The 14,401-nt window shown below is 42.7% G+C and carries 13 protein-coding genes; 6 read left to right on the forward strand and 7 right to left on the reverse strand.

All coding sequences use genetic code 11. The features are described from left to right. Positions 1-161: 161 nt before the first annotated feature. Positions 162-695, forward strand: coding sequence for a DUF2911 domain-containing protein (locus tag VM932_RS06975; RefSeq protein ID WP_326278070.1), 534 nt, complete (start codon positions 162-164; stop codon positions 693-695). A gap of 151 nt (positions 696-846) precedes the next feature. Here the strand turns inward: VM932_RS06975 and VM932_RS06980 are convergent, their stop codons facing one another. The 3 genes from VM932_RS06980 to VM932_RS06990 all read right to left on the reverse strand — a co-directional run bounded on the left by VM932_RS06980 (position 847) and on the right by VM932_RS06990 (position 7,338). Further along, on the reverse strand, positions 847-2,466 hold the full coding sequence (locus VM932_RS06980; RefSeq protein ID WP_326278071.1) for an amidohydrolase: 1,620 nt from the start codon (positions 2,464-2,466) through the stop codon (positions 847-849). Positions 2,467-2,547: 81 nt separating this feature from the next. Next, positions 2,548-4,302 carry a TonB-dependent receptor gene (locus VM932_RS06985; protein ID WP_326278072.1) on the reverse strand — a complete coding sequence of 585 codons (1,755 nt, stop codon included), beginning with the start codon at positions 4,300-4,302 and terminating at the stop codon, positions 2,548-2,550. Between the two features lie 12 nt (positions 4,303-4,314). Beyond that, positions 4,315-7,338, reverse strand: coding sequence for a tetratricopeptide repeat protein (locus tag VM932_RS06990; RefSeq protein ID WP_326278073.1), 3,024 nt, complete (start codon positions 7,336-7,338; stop codon positions 4,315-4,317). Between the two features lie 479 nt (positions 7,339-7,817). On the opposite strand from VM932_RS06990, the gene VM932_RS16740 reads away from it, so the two are divergent. The 4 genes from VM932_RS16740 (at position 7,818) to ppgK (ending at position 9,866) form a co-directional block, all read left to right on the forward strand. Further along, a complete protein-coding gene (locus VM932_RS16740) occupies positions 7,818-7,871 on the forward strand; it encodes a hypothetical protein (protein ID WP_428979723.1) in 54 nt (17 codons plus the stop codon). 9 nt (positions 7,872-7,880) lie between these two features. Then, positions 7,881-8,231, forward strand: coding sequence for a hypothetical protein (locus tag VM932_RS06995; RefSeq protein WP_326278074.1), 351 nt, complete (start codon positions 7,881-7,883; stop codon positions 8,229-8,231). Positions 8,232-8,326: 95 nt separating this feature from the next. Further along, positions 8,327-9,010 carry a cell division ATP-binding protein FtsE gene (locus VM932_RS07000; protein WP_326278075.1) on the forward strand — a complete coding sequence of 228 codons (684 nt, stop codon included), beginning with the start codon at positions 8,327-8,329 and terminating at the stop codon, positions 9,008-9,010. A gap of 97 nt (positions 9,011-9,107) precedes the next feature. After that, the gene (gene ppgK, locus VM932_RS07005) at positions 9,108-9,866 is read left to right on the forward strand and encodes a polyphosphate--glucose phosphotransferase (RefSeq protein ID WP_326278076.1); all 759 of its coding nucleotides are present in this window, start codon (positions 9,108-9,110) and stop codon (positions 9,864-9,866) included. Between the two features lie 376 nt (positions 9,867-10,242). Here the strand turns inward: ppgK and typA are convergent, their stop codons facing one another. The 4 genes from typA to VM932_RS07025 form a co-directional block, all read right to left on the reverse strand. Then, positions 10,243-12,042, reverse strand: coding sequence for a translational GTPase TypA (gene typA / locus VM932_RS07010; RefSeq protein ID WP_326278077.1), 1,800 nt, complete (start codon positions 12,040-12,042; stop codon positions 10,243-10,245). 97 nt (positions 12,043-12,139) lie between these two features. After that, on the reverse strand, positions 12,140-12,697 hold the full coding sequence (locus VM932_RS07015; protein ID WP_326278078.1) for a hypothetical protein: 558 nt from the start codon (positions 12,695-12,697) through the stop codon (positions 12,140-12,142). Between the two features lie 65 nt (positions 12,698-12,762). Next, positions 12,763-13,128 (reverse strand): hypothetical protein, encoded by a 366-nt coding sequence (locus tag VM932_RS07020; protein ID WP_326278079.1) that lies wholly within the window; start codon positions 13,126-13,128, stop codon positions 12,763-12,765. Continuing rightward, positions 13,092-13,349 carry a hypothetical protein gene (locus tag VM932_RS07025; protein ID WP_326278080.1) on the reverse strand — a complete coding sequence of 86 codons (258 nt, stop codon included), beginning with the start codon at positions 13,347-13,349 and terminating at the stop codon, positions 13,092-13,094. Before VM932_RS07025 ends, VM932_RS07020 begins: the two co-directional genes overlap by 37 nt. Before the next feature lie 73 nt (positions 13,350-13,422). On the opposite strand from VM932_RS07025, the gene kdsA reads away from it, so the two are divergent. Next, positions 13,423-14,241, forward strand: a complete 819-nt coding sequence (gene kdsA / locus VM932_RS07030; RefSeq protein WP_326278081.1) for a 3-deoxy-8-phosphooctulonate synthase — start codon at positions 13,423-13,425, stop codon at positions 14,239-14,241. Positions 14,242-14,401 lie beyond the last annotated feature (160 nt).

Raw genomic sequence — 14,401 nt, forward strand, 5'->3', positions numbered from 1 at the left:
AACAATTAATAACTTTATTTAATAAAAAGAAACGTGATTGTAATTTATATTGAAATTTATTGTTTAAACCCGAACGCTTTGTAAGGCCTATTTAAATTTTTCGTCTGTATATTGAAACAACATTTAATTAACTAGTTTTACAAGGAACTTAAATCGCAATCATGAAGAAATTTACATTACTACTTTTAGTGCTTTGCACCAGTTTGGTATTTACTACTGACGCTACGGCCCAGAAGTTTAGTGGACTTGACAAAAGTCCGGCAGACATTGCCTACTACCCTGCCAGCTCAAGGGAAACCAATAAAGCTGCCCGTGTTATTTATAGCCGCCCGCAGCTAAAAGGGCGTAGCTTGGCAGAACTTGCCCCTGTTGGGAAAGTCTGGAGAACCGGTGCAAACGAAGCAACAGAAATTACGTTTTACAAGGACGCCAATGTTGGTGGAAAAACTGTTAAAGCTGGGTCCTACGCCCTATTTACCATTCCTGGTGAAGATGAGTGGACCCTTATCTTGAACAGCAACCTACACCAATGGGGTGCTTATTCGTACGATAGTGACGCCGATGTGGTTCGAGCTACTGCCGCTGTTTCGAATGACAGTGAGGAACTGGAAGCATTTGGTATTGCTTTTGATGATGACGGAAATATGGTTATGGGATGGGGAACTATGCGGGTTACCTTGCCTATCAGCTACTAGAAAGTTTTAGTTTTAAAGTATAAAAGCCCCGAAATGGGGCTTTTTTTATTGCTCTTTCATCGCATAATGTTTCAACAAAAAGGGGGGGTTAATAGATTCTTTACCATCCCCTTCGAATGCTCAGGGCGACAGTTCAGGATGACAAACAGTATTATTTTTTCCGAACACCGCCCAAGAACACCCGCTCTGCCGTTACATTGGGAATCTCTTCCGCAGGTATGGTCATAATATCATCGCTAAATATCACAAAATCAGCGAACTTACCCGGCTCGATGCTCCCTTTTTCATCCTCCTCAAAATTGGAATAGGCCGCCCAAATGGTCATACCCTTCAAGGTTTCTTCCCTGCTTAAGGCATTTTCCATTTGAAAACCGCCTTCGGGATATTGCTCCACATCCTGACGGGCTACCGCTGCGTAAAACGTTAAAAACGGACTCACCTGCTCAACGGGGAAATCGGTTCCCAAAGCCACCAATCCAGCCTTGTCCAACAAATCTTTATAGGCGTAGGCACCCTTGACACGCTCTTCACCCAATCTATCTTCTGCCCAGTACATATCGCTGGTAGCATGGGTAGGCTGCACGGATGGAATGATGCCATTTTCAAAATAATCGAAATCGGATTGCGAGATTACCTGAGCGTGCTCCACTTTCCATCTGCGGTCGGTTTTACCGTCCAAAGCCTTTTCATATGCCCTTAACACCACAATATTGGCAGAATCCCCAATGGCATGGGTATTCATTTGGTAGTCGGTGGCAGCTATTCGCTGCGCCAAGGCTTCAATTTGGTCCACCGGGGTCACCATGGCACCAAAATGTCCGGGTTTATCGGAATAGGGTGCCCTCAATGCTGCCCCTCTTGAACCCAAGGCACCATCGCCATATACTTTTACGGAGCGAACATTCAATCCCTCTGTTTTGATGATGCCCTTGTCCAAAAAATAATCCAGGTTCTCCGGGTAGTTGGAAACCATGGCATATACCCGAATAGATAACTCGCCGGCCTGCTGTAGGCTATCAATCAATTCGATGATATCTCTGGACAAACCGGCATCGTTTACCGTGGTCAATCCATAATCCAAGGAAATCTGCTCTGCATCTTTAAGTGCTTGTATTTTTTGCTCCAAACTGGCTGGCGGTATCACCTTGTTGATCGAACCCATGGGGTTATCAACCAAAACCCCGGTAAGTTCACCGTCTTCCTTTACGATTTCACCGCCCTCGGTTTCGGTATCAGCAGTTATGCCCGCCATATCCAATGCCTTTTGGTTCACGAGATAGGCGTGGCCATCGATACGCTCCAAAGCCACTGGGGTATCAGGAAAAATTTCATCCAGTTTATCCTTGGTGGGAAATTTCTTGACTTCCCAATCGTTCTGATCCCATCCCCTACCTAGAATGAAGCTTGATGGACGCTCCTCTTGAAAGGCCACCACCCTGTCCACAACTTCATCAAAACTTTGGGTACCTACCAAATCCACTACTTGTTGATTCTGTCCCAACCCATAAAAGTGACAATGGGCATCAATGAGCCCTGGAACAATCGTCTTGCCCTCGGCATCCAATTGCTTTTGGGCTTTATATTTTTTGGAGATTTCTTCCGTATCGCCAACGGCCACAAATTTTCCATCTTTTATGGCTATGCTGGACGCTTTGGAAAAAGCATCGTCCACCGTGTAGATATTTGCGTTATAGACAATAAGGTCGACCTCCTCTTTAGTAGTACAAGAAAAAACTAAGGCGACGCTGATAAGAAAAAAGAACTTTTTCATTTTTGATGGTTTCTACCAAAAATAGAAAATACAGGGATAATGCTATCGTGTTTACCCGAATAAAATTTGTCCGAATACTGTTTAAAAATCAAACTTATACGATACACCCGCCAATGCCTGGAAACCTTGCACCCTAAAATTGGCCCAACGCTGGTAATTGTTGTTCGCAATATTGGATGCTTTTACAAAAATGGACAATTGTCCGTTAAATCGATACCCTACATGGGCATTGGCATCAAAAAAGCCGTCCAAAGTGACCGGCGTGTACACTACAGGCGGATTTGCCATGTTTATCGGACTGATTGTTGACAATAAATCATCCCTTTCTCCCACATAGAACAAGTTGGCCCCCATATACCATTGATCGTTTATTTGATAATCCATAAAAACAGATGCTTTAATGGAAGGCAAGTTCCAAGCGGGGTTATCCGTTTCGGTATCGTAATCATAGAATTCTCCATTTACGCCCAACGAAAAGTTACGGTTAACATCCACATTGATTTCCCCGAAAACGCCCAAGGTTTTTACATCATCATAAAAAACCTGAAAGGAGTTGCCATAGTAATAGCTTTTTTCATCCATTCTGGATGTATTTACGGTATTGTGAAAGTATAAAGGTTTTCTGTTTTCTGCCATATAGGAACCTTTGATGTTATACCCCAAATTGGAGGTTAACTGGCCCTTTAACCCCAAATATCCCTCATACTGCTGGTCGGTCGGAACAATATCCAAAGTCGGAGACACATAAGGGTTGTCATCTACAAAATCGTGATAGGAGTTTTGCTTCAACTCTCCTTCGATTCCCCCGTAGGCAATTACATTTTCGTCCATAACACGATAGGATGCGTTCACTGCCGGGTAGATATAAAAGTTGTTCTCGCTGTTTTCCATATCCAGTCCGTAGACAAGGTTGGCTCCCAAGTTGATGGTAAGGTCATCACGCAAAATCAAAAGACTTGGAGTTACCCCTGCCTGTAGATTGCTATATTTTTTTTCTCCATCGTTTGCCCCTTCTGTAATGGAACCATTTTGAAAACTGCCCCCTACATAATCCACCTTCGCGGAAATCGTAATCAATTCCTCAGTAATGGGCAGTTCAAAAGTGGGGTTGATCACCGCACGGTTCTCTGCGGACTCGGTAGCGTCCCAAAATCGTCTCAACAATATATTTCCACTCTTAAAATAGGAATCTTCCATGTTGAAGTGTGCCTTGGCCTCCGCATTGAAATAATTTTGCTGCTCGTCCATGGCATTGATCTCATCCTCACTGAACAAATCACTCTGAATTCCATACCAATTGTAAAGCTGGTGCTGTAGCCCAATGGCCGCACCCCAATCCATATAACGGTCCTTTTTGGTATAGGAAGCATTCAATTTGGTGTCGTAAAAATCGGTTTCCAAGGGTGTAGAGTCCAAATCGCCACGTGATGAGTTGTGGGAAAGACCAAAGTCCAACAGATCCTCTCCCCTGTTAAAATCCCTACTGGTATAAAAATCCACCAAAGCATTGTTGTAATTGCCCAAACCAACCGATGCATACGAATTGTACAAGGTGGGCGATGGTGTTTTTTCCACGCCCGAGGCCTTGCCCTTCGCAGGGGTAAATGTTGATGCCACTGGAACGGAAAATATGCTGTAATTGATCTTCTTTTTTTGAAGCACAATGGAATCGTTCAAGGATGGAGACGATTTAATCTTAAAGGCATCCGAAACGGTAGGGGAATACGGCTTTACCACCGTTACCGTTTCCGTACCAATGCTATCTTCTTCTTGGGCGATAACGGCTCCGCAAAGGCTCAAAAAAAGTAATGAAAATATATAGGTTCTCTTTCGCATGCTGTGTCTCGTTTAGTTTTCGTTGGGGTCTACGGATGAATTGCTTTCGGCTTCTTTGGCTTTGATCGTGGCCAGTTCAGTTTGTGCATCCGAAACGATTTCATCAAATTCCGAAAAGTTGGTAATTACGCTTTCCAGAATATAGGTGGCCTGAAAGGCATCTCCCAAGTTGTAAAAATTCTTGGCCATGATCACCAACCCCTTTCCTGCCCACTCTTTGTAGGCCGCATAATCCTTGGCCAATTTTTGAACGGACTCATTGGAAGCCTCATAGGCCTGTTCCTTATTTTTAAAATAGGCATCGTAGTACCAAGCTTCGGCAGCGAGTTCTCCAGAAGCTATCTTCTTCACATCTTGGTAAGCCGTTTTTGCCAAACTTTCATTATCGGTGGCAATGGCAGAACGAGCTATCATAATCTGCGCATCACTCTTGATGCGGTCATCGATTTTAGGGGCGTTCAACACTTCCTCGGCATAGGCTATGGCCTGCGAATACTCTTTTTGACCATAAAAACCTTTCATCAAATTGGATTGGGCAAAGGTTTTGTTTTCAGAAATATCTGCCGTGTTTTCCAATCTTTTCAAATACGGAATAGCACTGTTGTAATCTTGTTTTTCCACATAAATTTCACAAACACGGGTCAAGGCCTGTTCGGTATACTCCCCATTGCCCCCATCGGCAACGGCTTTGTATTTTGGCAGCGCCTTTTCTTTTTCGCCGTTTGCAAAATAAAGTTGTGCCAAAGCAAAATTGGCGTTCTGGGCGTGCAATCCGTTGGGGAACTCTTTCAAATAATCCTCGTAGCCGCGAATGGCGGCAGGAGTTTTACCTTCGATTTGTTTTCTTTCAGCAGATTCAAAACTGGCATTGTCAAGTTCCCTATCCGTTACCTCAACAAAATCCAAGTTCCGCGCCCAAGCGGCATATTCGCTTACCCGACCTTCGTCCACATAAACCAATTTGGCTGTAGCAACGGCTTGTTTGGCTTCTTGGGTGTTGGGGTATTTTTGAACCACCTCTTTTAGCTTGTCCAACGCTTGCTCGTTTCGACTGGAATTGTAATAGACCAATCCAGACCGCAGCAATCCGCGTGGCGCAAACTTGCTGCCCGAAAATTCATCCACAATACGGTCATAGGTTTGAAGTCCTAGACTTTCTTGGTTGTTGTTGATATAGGAATTCCCCAATTCAAACAAGACATCATCGCGCAATGATGAGCTTGGGTACATCGTCAAAAATTCATTCAATCCATCGATTTTTGCTGAATTATTGCCCAAAAATCCATCACATAGTGTTTTCTGGAATGCGGCATAATCCCGTTCGGGGCCGTTCATTTTTGATGAAGCATCGTAAGCCTTCTGCGCCAATTGGTATTTGCTGGTCACAAAATAGCTGTCCCCCAAGCGCAGATATCCGTCATTCTTTCTTTGGCCGTCAATAGCATTGGAGTTGACCACATTTTTAAAATAGGATATGGCATTATTGTAATCTTTCAATTTGAAATAGGAATATCCCAAATTGTAATCCAATTGATCATATTCCGGAAGCGATTTTGCCACGGGTGAATTTTGAAACTTGACAAAATCGACCAAGGCCTCCTCGAAACGGTTTAACCTGTAGGCAGATTCCGCCCTCCAATACAGGGCACGAGCTTCAAAATTGGGGTTCTCCGCACTTTCCAAGGATTTATCCAACCGTTCCCAAGCTTCTTCATAATCACCATCTATAAAAAGTTCAACTCCACGATAGTAGGCCACTTTTTGATAGGTTTCTTTGCTCGCGTAATTTTGATTTTCTTCTAAAAGCTGCATAGCACCTTCAAAATTTCGGGAGGTAATGTAGGAGTCCACCAAAAGTTCTTGAATCTCCGATTGATGCCCATCCTTTGGATAAGTTTCCAGATAGGTTGTCAACACCTGTGGAACGGGTTCGTAAGCATTACCTATTTCGTAGCTCAAACGGGCATAGTTCAACCAAGCATCTTTTTGGATTTCTGGGCTGAACTCCATTTGGGAAGCATTTCGAAACGCGTTCAAGGCTTCTGACTTTTTATCCAACTTCAAATAGCACTCCGCCAAGTGATAGTATGCATTTTGGGAAACCGCATTGCTTCCGCCTACAATTTTATTGAATTGCTGGATGGCTTTTTGATAATCGCCCAACTTGTAATGGCTGTAACCCAACAGATAGTAATCGGTATTGTTCCATTTGCCACGCTTGCCCTTGTATGCTTCCAAATAGGGAATGGCCTCGGCATATTGTTCCAAATTGAAGTAACTCTCACCAATGATCTTGTTGAGTTCCGAAACTTCTTGACGGTTGGATTTTGGCAATTGTTTTTTGGCCACGGCGATGGCCTCTTCAAACTTGCCAAGTTTAAAATTAAGGTCGGCTTGATAGTAGGACAGCTTTTCATCGAGCAATTCGGGGTCCTGAATTTGGTCGAACCGGGCGCTTGCAGAATTATAGTCGTCCTGCTCATAGGCAATATACCCCAAGTAATATTTGGCCTGCGAACCATATTTTTGGGAGGTGGTGACCTTGTTCAAATAGCGTTCGGCCTCCTTTGGACGTTTAGATGCGTACAAAGCGTATCCGTTGTTAAAATTAAAACGGTCGCGCTCAGAATATGGCATGGAGTTTTCGTCCACTTTTTTGTACCATTTTAAAGCGTAAGGATATTTTCCTGTCTCAAAATAGTAATCGGCCACGTCAAGAAATGCAGAGTTTCGCTTTGTGGATGTAGGATAACGCTCCACAAAATCTTCCATCATTTTATCGGCTCCACGCTGGTTCAGTCGAATCGCGGCATTAGCGGCATAATATGCGCTATTGGCTTCGGTCTCACCATCTTTGGTATTGGCCTTTACGGACTCAAAAATGTTTTGCGCGGCTTGGTACTGCTCATTATTATAGAGCGCCAAAGCATCTTGATAGGCTTTGTTTTCGTGTGTATAGATCTTGGTTTCCTGTGCTGAGAGCACAAAAAAGCTTCCCATTAAAATGGGAAAAATAAAGAGGTTTTTTCGATTCATAGTGTTCTACGCTGTTCTCGATAGACTTTACTCATAACGTCAAAATTAAAGCCAAAGTATATTTAAAATGTCATTTGCCGAAATTTACGGATATCTGCTTATACAAAATCCATTTATTGTTACTTTTACCACCAAGTTGCCAGACAACCCCACTGGCCAATCGTTTCAAAACACACATTTAAATACAATCCGCCTTTTGTCCAAGGAGATGGAATCTGTTTTTAAAACAACAAGTTCAAACCTCAACATTTAGAATTAAAGCATTAATCCATTCAGCTTTGAAAAAAGGACAATCCTGGGATTGTTCCAAGTGTTCAATGTAAATTTAATGGTGACTACTTAATTATTATTGTGCCGGTCTTTTTGTTGCTCTTTATATTTATATATAACAATCTGGTCAGCAAAAAGAACAAGACCGAAGAGGCCTACAGCAGCATTGATGTAGTGCACAGGAAAAGAACGACCTGATTCCGCAGTTCGTGAATGCCGTAAAAGGCTACATGAAACACGAAAAGCAACTCCTGATCGAATAGTTCGGGGGTATGCACCAAAATGAAATATGGCTCACATCCCTGCAAATGCCGATGCTTTTGTTCATTGGTGCGTTCCATGCCGTATATGCCATGGCCAGCTCCCAAAAAATAAAGTGCCTGGCTGTTGAGAAAGAAATTCCGGAGTCTCTTTTGGAAAAAATTGTTCCCACATTCCATTTTGATGCAAACAAACAGATTGATGCCCGGAATATCGCAAACAGCGAATTGCCGGCAAGGCACAACCCTTTTGTTAAGGACAAGTCAAGGAAACAGTTCTATAACATGAACCAAGGAGTGCTTTTCCGGAAAATAGACATTATGGAAGACCTCAACCTGAACACTAAGATTTGGACGAAGTGATGCCTTTTATTTTTACAAAAAATAAGCTTTAACCATAAATTTTGATGTTGATCGCTTAATTTCAAATACTTTTGTGTAGCTTTTGAATTGAAATTATGCCCGAGACCATTGTTAAATTAAAGGACGTAGCCGTATTCCAAAACGAGAACTTGGTTCTCAACAATATTGACCTTGAGGTTAAAAAAGGGGAATTTGTTTATGTGATAGGAAAAACCGGTAGCGGGAAAAGTAGTTTTATGAAAACGCTTTATGCGGATCTCCCGTTGAAACAAGGTTCAGGGGAAGTTGTGGATTTTGACCTAAAAACACTCAAAGAAAAAGACATTCCCTTTTTACGTAGAAAACTGGGTATTGTTTTTCAGGATTTCAAGTTACTGCCAGACCGAAACGTGAACAACAATCTCCGCTTTGTACTGAAGGCGACCGGATGGACGGATGCTTCCAAAATGGACGAAAAAATAGAGGAGGTGCTGAACAAAGTAGGCATGAAAACCAAAGGTTTTAAGTTTCCGCACGAACTTTCCGGTGGGGAGCAACAACGTATTGCCATTGCCCGTGCCCTTTTGAACGACCCAGAACTTATTTTGGCCGATGAGCCCACCGGGAATTTAGACCCACAGACCAGTGTAGAGGTAATGAAAGTATTACAGGGTATCAACCAAAACGGGCGCACCATCATCATGGCCACGCACGATTATGCCCTTATCCTAAAATATCCGCACAAAACCCTGAAATGTGATGGCAGTAAAGTTTTTGAAGTCATCCAAAAAGCGATATGATCATCAAAATATACATGTAGCTCATTGATTTTCAATGCAATTACCTGATCACCAAAAGTTTTTGTTACTTTGTCCAAACTAATATTGCTTCCTATATATGGAAATTCTTGGTATAGATATAGGCGGATCGGGCATAAAAGGTGCCTTGGTAAACGCTGAAACCGGTGAAATGTTGACCGAACGTTTTCGAATTCCGACCCCAAAATCAAAAAAACCAAAAGACATGGCCAAAGTGGTGGCCGAAATTGTGGACCACTTTAATTATAAAGGCCCTGTGGGCTGTGGTTTTCCCTCCATCGTCAAAAAAGGGATATGCAAATCTCCGGGAAACTTGGACCCAAGTTGGGTCGGCGTGAATATTGATGAACTTTTTACCGAATACACCGGTAATGAATTTACTGTTTTGAATGATGCCGATGCTGCCGGATATGCCTCTATGAACTATGGGGTAGGCAAAGGAAAAGATGGATTGGTGGTTATGATCACCATTGGGACCGGACTGGGCAGCGGCGCTTTTTACAACGGCATACTTATCCCCAATTTTGAATTGGGCCAGATTCCTTACAAGAAATTTAAGAAGATTGAAAAATGGGCGGCTGCGTCTGCCAAAGAAAAAGAAGATCTCAGTTTTAAAAAATGGGGCAAACGCTTCAATAAGTTTTTAAAATTGGTGGAACTCATTGTTTGTCCAGATCTTATAATCGTTGGGGGCGGGACCTCCAAAAAATGGGAGGAATTCAGTCATCACATCAAAATTGAGACCAATGTGGTAAAGGCCGAACTTATGAACCACGCCGGAATTATTGGAGCTGCCGTATCTTGTTTACGTGAGCAGCACCATGGACACTTGCATTAATTTTTTAGGATTCAGGATTTTAGGGGTCAAGGTTTCCACTGTTTTTCGGTGCAGAACCAATGTTTTGCACGAGTTTCACCAATAATCTATTTGGTCAAGGAATTTTAATTCATATTATTACATTCCTCGCTCCTGACAATGAACTCATTTAAACTCTTTTCAACCTGCCCGTCCGGCACCGGGGTTGGCTAAAAATCACTCAGCCTTTTGTTATTCCGGACCTAGTGAATAATCTCAAGAATCTGATTTCTATGTTCAACAAAAACGGATTCCGTGTCGAAGCACGGAATGACAGAGACCTCATCTTTAAATAAAAAAAAGCGAATGAAGAACTGGTTTCCTCACCCGCTTTACTAAATTTTAAAGTTGTTCTTGATTACACTACTTTGTTTCTTTTTCTGTCCACCTCTTTTAGGTATATTTTTCTAATCCTCAAGTGGTTTGGCGTTACCTCAACGTATTCATCCTTTTGGATGTATTCCAAAGCTTCTTCCAAGGAAAATTTGATGGCTGGCACAATCTTGGCCTTATCATCGGCCCCGGAAGAACGGACATTGGATAGTTTTTTGGTCTTTGTAACGTTCACTGTCATATCATCTTGACGAGAGTTCTCACCGATTACCTGACCTTCATAAATATCTTCTCCTGGATCTACAAAGAATTTACCTCTATCCTGAAGTTTGTCAATGGAATAAGGAATGGCCGTTCCGTTTTCCATAGACACCAAAGAACCATTCAATCGTTGTGGAATATCACCTTTTAAGGGTTGATACTCCAAAAATCGGTGCGCCATAATGGCCTCACCTGCTGTAGCTGTCAACAATTGGTTTCTAAGACCGATGATTCCTCTGGAAGGTATGATAAATTCACAAACCATTCGGGAACCTCTGGCTTCCATACTGGTCATTTCCCCTTTACGGATAGACACCATTTCCACAGCTTTACCAGATACTTCTTCCGGTAAATCGATGGTCAAGTTTTCCACTGGCTCACATTTTACGCCATCAATCTCCTTGATGATTACCTGTGGCTGACCAATTTGCAGTTCGTAGCCTTCGCGACGCATAGTCTCTATCAAAACGGAAAGGTGCAATACACCACGTCCGTACACCAAAAACTTGTCGGCGCTGTCAGTTTCCTGAACGCGAAGCGCCAAGTTTTTCTCCAATTCCTTTTCCAGACGTTCTTTAATGTGCCTGGAAGTAACAAACTTTCCATCCTTACCAAAAAACGGACTATCGTTGATCGTGAAAAGCATACTCATGGTAGGCTCATCAATAGCGATTGTCTTTAGTTTTTCAGGATTCTCAAGATCCGCAACGGTATCACCGATCTCAAATCCCTCCATTCCCACAATGGCACAAATATCCCCTGCAGCTACTTCCTCTACTTTTAAGCGACCAAGACCTTCGAACGTATAAAGTTCTTTGATTCTGGTTTTCACAATCGAACCATCTCTTTTTACCAAAGAAACCTGTTGTCCCTCACGAAGTTTACCTCTTTGCAATCTACCAATGGCAATTCTTCCGGTAAATGAAGAAAAGTCCAACGAAGTGATCAACATTTGGGTTGTACCTTCTTGTGGCTTAAATTCCGGAACATGTTCAATGACCATATCCAGTAAGGGCTCAATGTTTTCGGTGGGCTCTTTCCAATCCTCGCCCATCCAGTTGTTCTTGGCGGAACCATAAACGGTAGGGAAATCCAATTGCCATTCTTCCGCACCCAATTCAAACATAAGGTCGAACACTTTTTCGTGCACTTCCTCTGGGGTACAGTTTTCCTTATCAACTTTGTTGATTACCACGCAAGGCTTCAGACCAAGGTCAATCGCTTTTTGAAGCACAAAACGGGTCTGTGGCATTGGGCCTTCGAAGGCATCCACCAGCAACAATACCCCATCAGCCATGTTCAAAACACGCTCCACCTCACCACCGAAATCGGCGTGACCAGGGGTATCTATAATATTGATCTTAGTGTCTTTGTAAACAACGGAAACGTTCTTGGAAACGATGGTAATGCCGCGTTCCCGTTCCAGGTCGTTGTTGTCCAATATCAGGTCGCCTTTGTTCTCGTTATCTCGGAACAACTGGCAATGGTACATAATTTTATCGACCAAGGTAGTCTTACCGTGGTCTACGTGCGCAATGATAGCAATGTTTTTGATTTTGGACATAACCTAAATTTTAAGCCTGCAAAGATACTGCTATTTTTTGTTGTGCAACACACCTAAATGTTATTTTTATCTTATTGATTTAGTGGGAGTTCCGAATCTACAGACCCACACACCAGCGTTTTTCGCTTATAATCCAACCAATACTCAGGTTCACCACGGGTTGAACGGATCCTTTGAACGGCCCCATATAATAGCCCGCACCCCCATCTATAGAGAAACTAAAACCCGAATCATAACTACGCTGAACCCCGTAAACCAATCCGCCGTAGCCGTGAATACCATCCACTATTTGCCCCTCCACCAAACGGTCTCCTGGAGAAAAGATGGCCGCAGTTGGTGCTATGTAATTTCCCGAATTTCCATAAATGGATCTTCTGCGCCTTTCTCTACTATTTAGGTTGTGATAATATCTGTTCTGAACGGTCATGGCGGGGAAAAAATCGAAATCTTCCAACGGTTGTGAGCTGGCAGGCTCCAATGCCGCTTGGTAGGCCACTCGAATATCCAAGGTGCTGTTTACGCCCAAAGCCATTTCGTACTCGATACCCGGATTAATGGCATTGAGCTTAAACTGACGGATTTCGCAGTTTGTACCGTATTGGGCACGTACAAAACATCCTGCGGACAGAAATGCCAAAAGTAGTAAGCGACGCATTGTAGGTTAATTTGGTAATAGTATAACCCCAACTTTGTCAAAATAGTATGTTTACATGGCTTAATTTAATCAAAGTATGGATCTTTTTTCTTTCTTTTGGTAGCTACCCACCCAAAAGTAACGTTGATTAGGGGTCCATAGCCATCGGGCACACCATCTCCTTTGTAATATCCTGCGCCAAGTTCCAGATTAAAATTAAAGCCTTTTGGGCAGGTACGCTGAACACCGTAGGCCATTCCGTAAAAACCGAGATTAAAATCGTCCGGGCCTTCTACATCCTTGGAAATTCGTAGTTGCGAAAAGAAAATGGCCTGAGCCGCGGCGATATAGTTTCCCGAATTGCCAGTGGTGTTTTTGTTGAGCCGCTCCCTCCTATTAAAAATTATGGTAATACCTATAGGAGCGGTTGTTGGATGCCAGCCCAAAAACATAACCCTCTTCGTACGTGGGCGGTGGCCAAACCCAAGTTGGTGGAAATACCCTGGTCTTTAAAAAGACCCAATTCATAGGTAAATCCCGGGCTCAGCAAATCGACCTTAAATTGATGGCGCTCCAGATGTTCCAAATCAAAAGTACTGCCCCTTTCCTGCCATTGGGCATGGGAAAAAGAAGAAATAAAACACAGGGCAATAAAAACGAATTTAAACTTCATGGTTGATGGTTTATGTGGATAAATCTAAAAAGGATACCATCGTTTAATAGTATATTTGTGCAAACTTTAAGAAATGGACATCACCAAAATTCCACAGATAAAACACACGGACAGCGATAATTTTTTCTTGCTGGCAGGCCCCTGCGCCATTGAGGGAGAAGATATGGCCATGCAAATTGCCGAAAAAGTGGTCGGTATTACGGACAAACTGAACATTCCGTATGTTTTTAAAGGGAGTTTTAAAAAGGCGAACCGAAGCCGGATTGATTCTTTTACTGGAATTGGCGATGAAAAGGCACTTAAGATCTTGAGAAAGGTTTCCGAAACGTTCAAAGTTCCTACGATCACAGACATCCATGAAATTTCCGATGCCACAATGGCCGCAGAATATGTGGATGTACTCCAAATCCCTGCCTTTTTGGTGAGACAAACGGATTTAGTGGTAGCTGCTGCCGAAACAGGCAAAGTGGTCAACTTGAAAAAGGGTCAGTTTATGAGCCCTGAAAGCATGCAACACGCCGTAAAAAAAGTAACCGATTCCGGCAATGAACAGGTTTGGATCACCGATCGCGGAACCATGTTCGGATATCAAGACATGATCGTGGATTTTCGTGGTGTGCCCACCATGAAACAATATGCCCCGGTGGTACTGGACGTTACACATTCCTTACAACAACCCAACCAATCTTCGGGAGTTACAGGCGGTAGACCTGCGTTGATCGGAACTATGGCACGAGCAGGAATTGCCGCTGGTGTTGACGGTATTTTTATGGAGACGCATTTTGACCCCTCAAACGCCAAAAGTGATGGCGCCAATATGCTGGATTTAAGTTTATTGGAAAAATTATTGACGGACTTAACAGCCATCCGAAAGACCATCAATTCACTATAACTACGCTTTAAATTGTTAAAATTTTGATTTCACAACTCTGTAAATCAACAATTTAAATCATTTACAAAAACTTTATTTATAATTAGTCTAAATATTTTTTGCTTGATTTAGCAGTGGAACATACATTTGCAGCTCAAACTTATTTAGACCAATTACAAAT

The organism is Flagellimonas halotolerans (assembly GCF_035818535.1).
Lineage (GTDB): Bacteria > Bacteroidota > Bacteroidia > Flavobacteriales > Flavobacteriaceae > Flagellimonas > Flagellimonas halotolerans.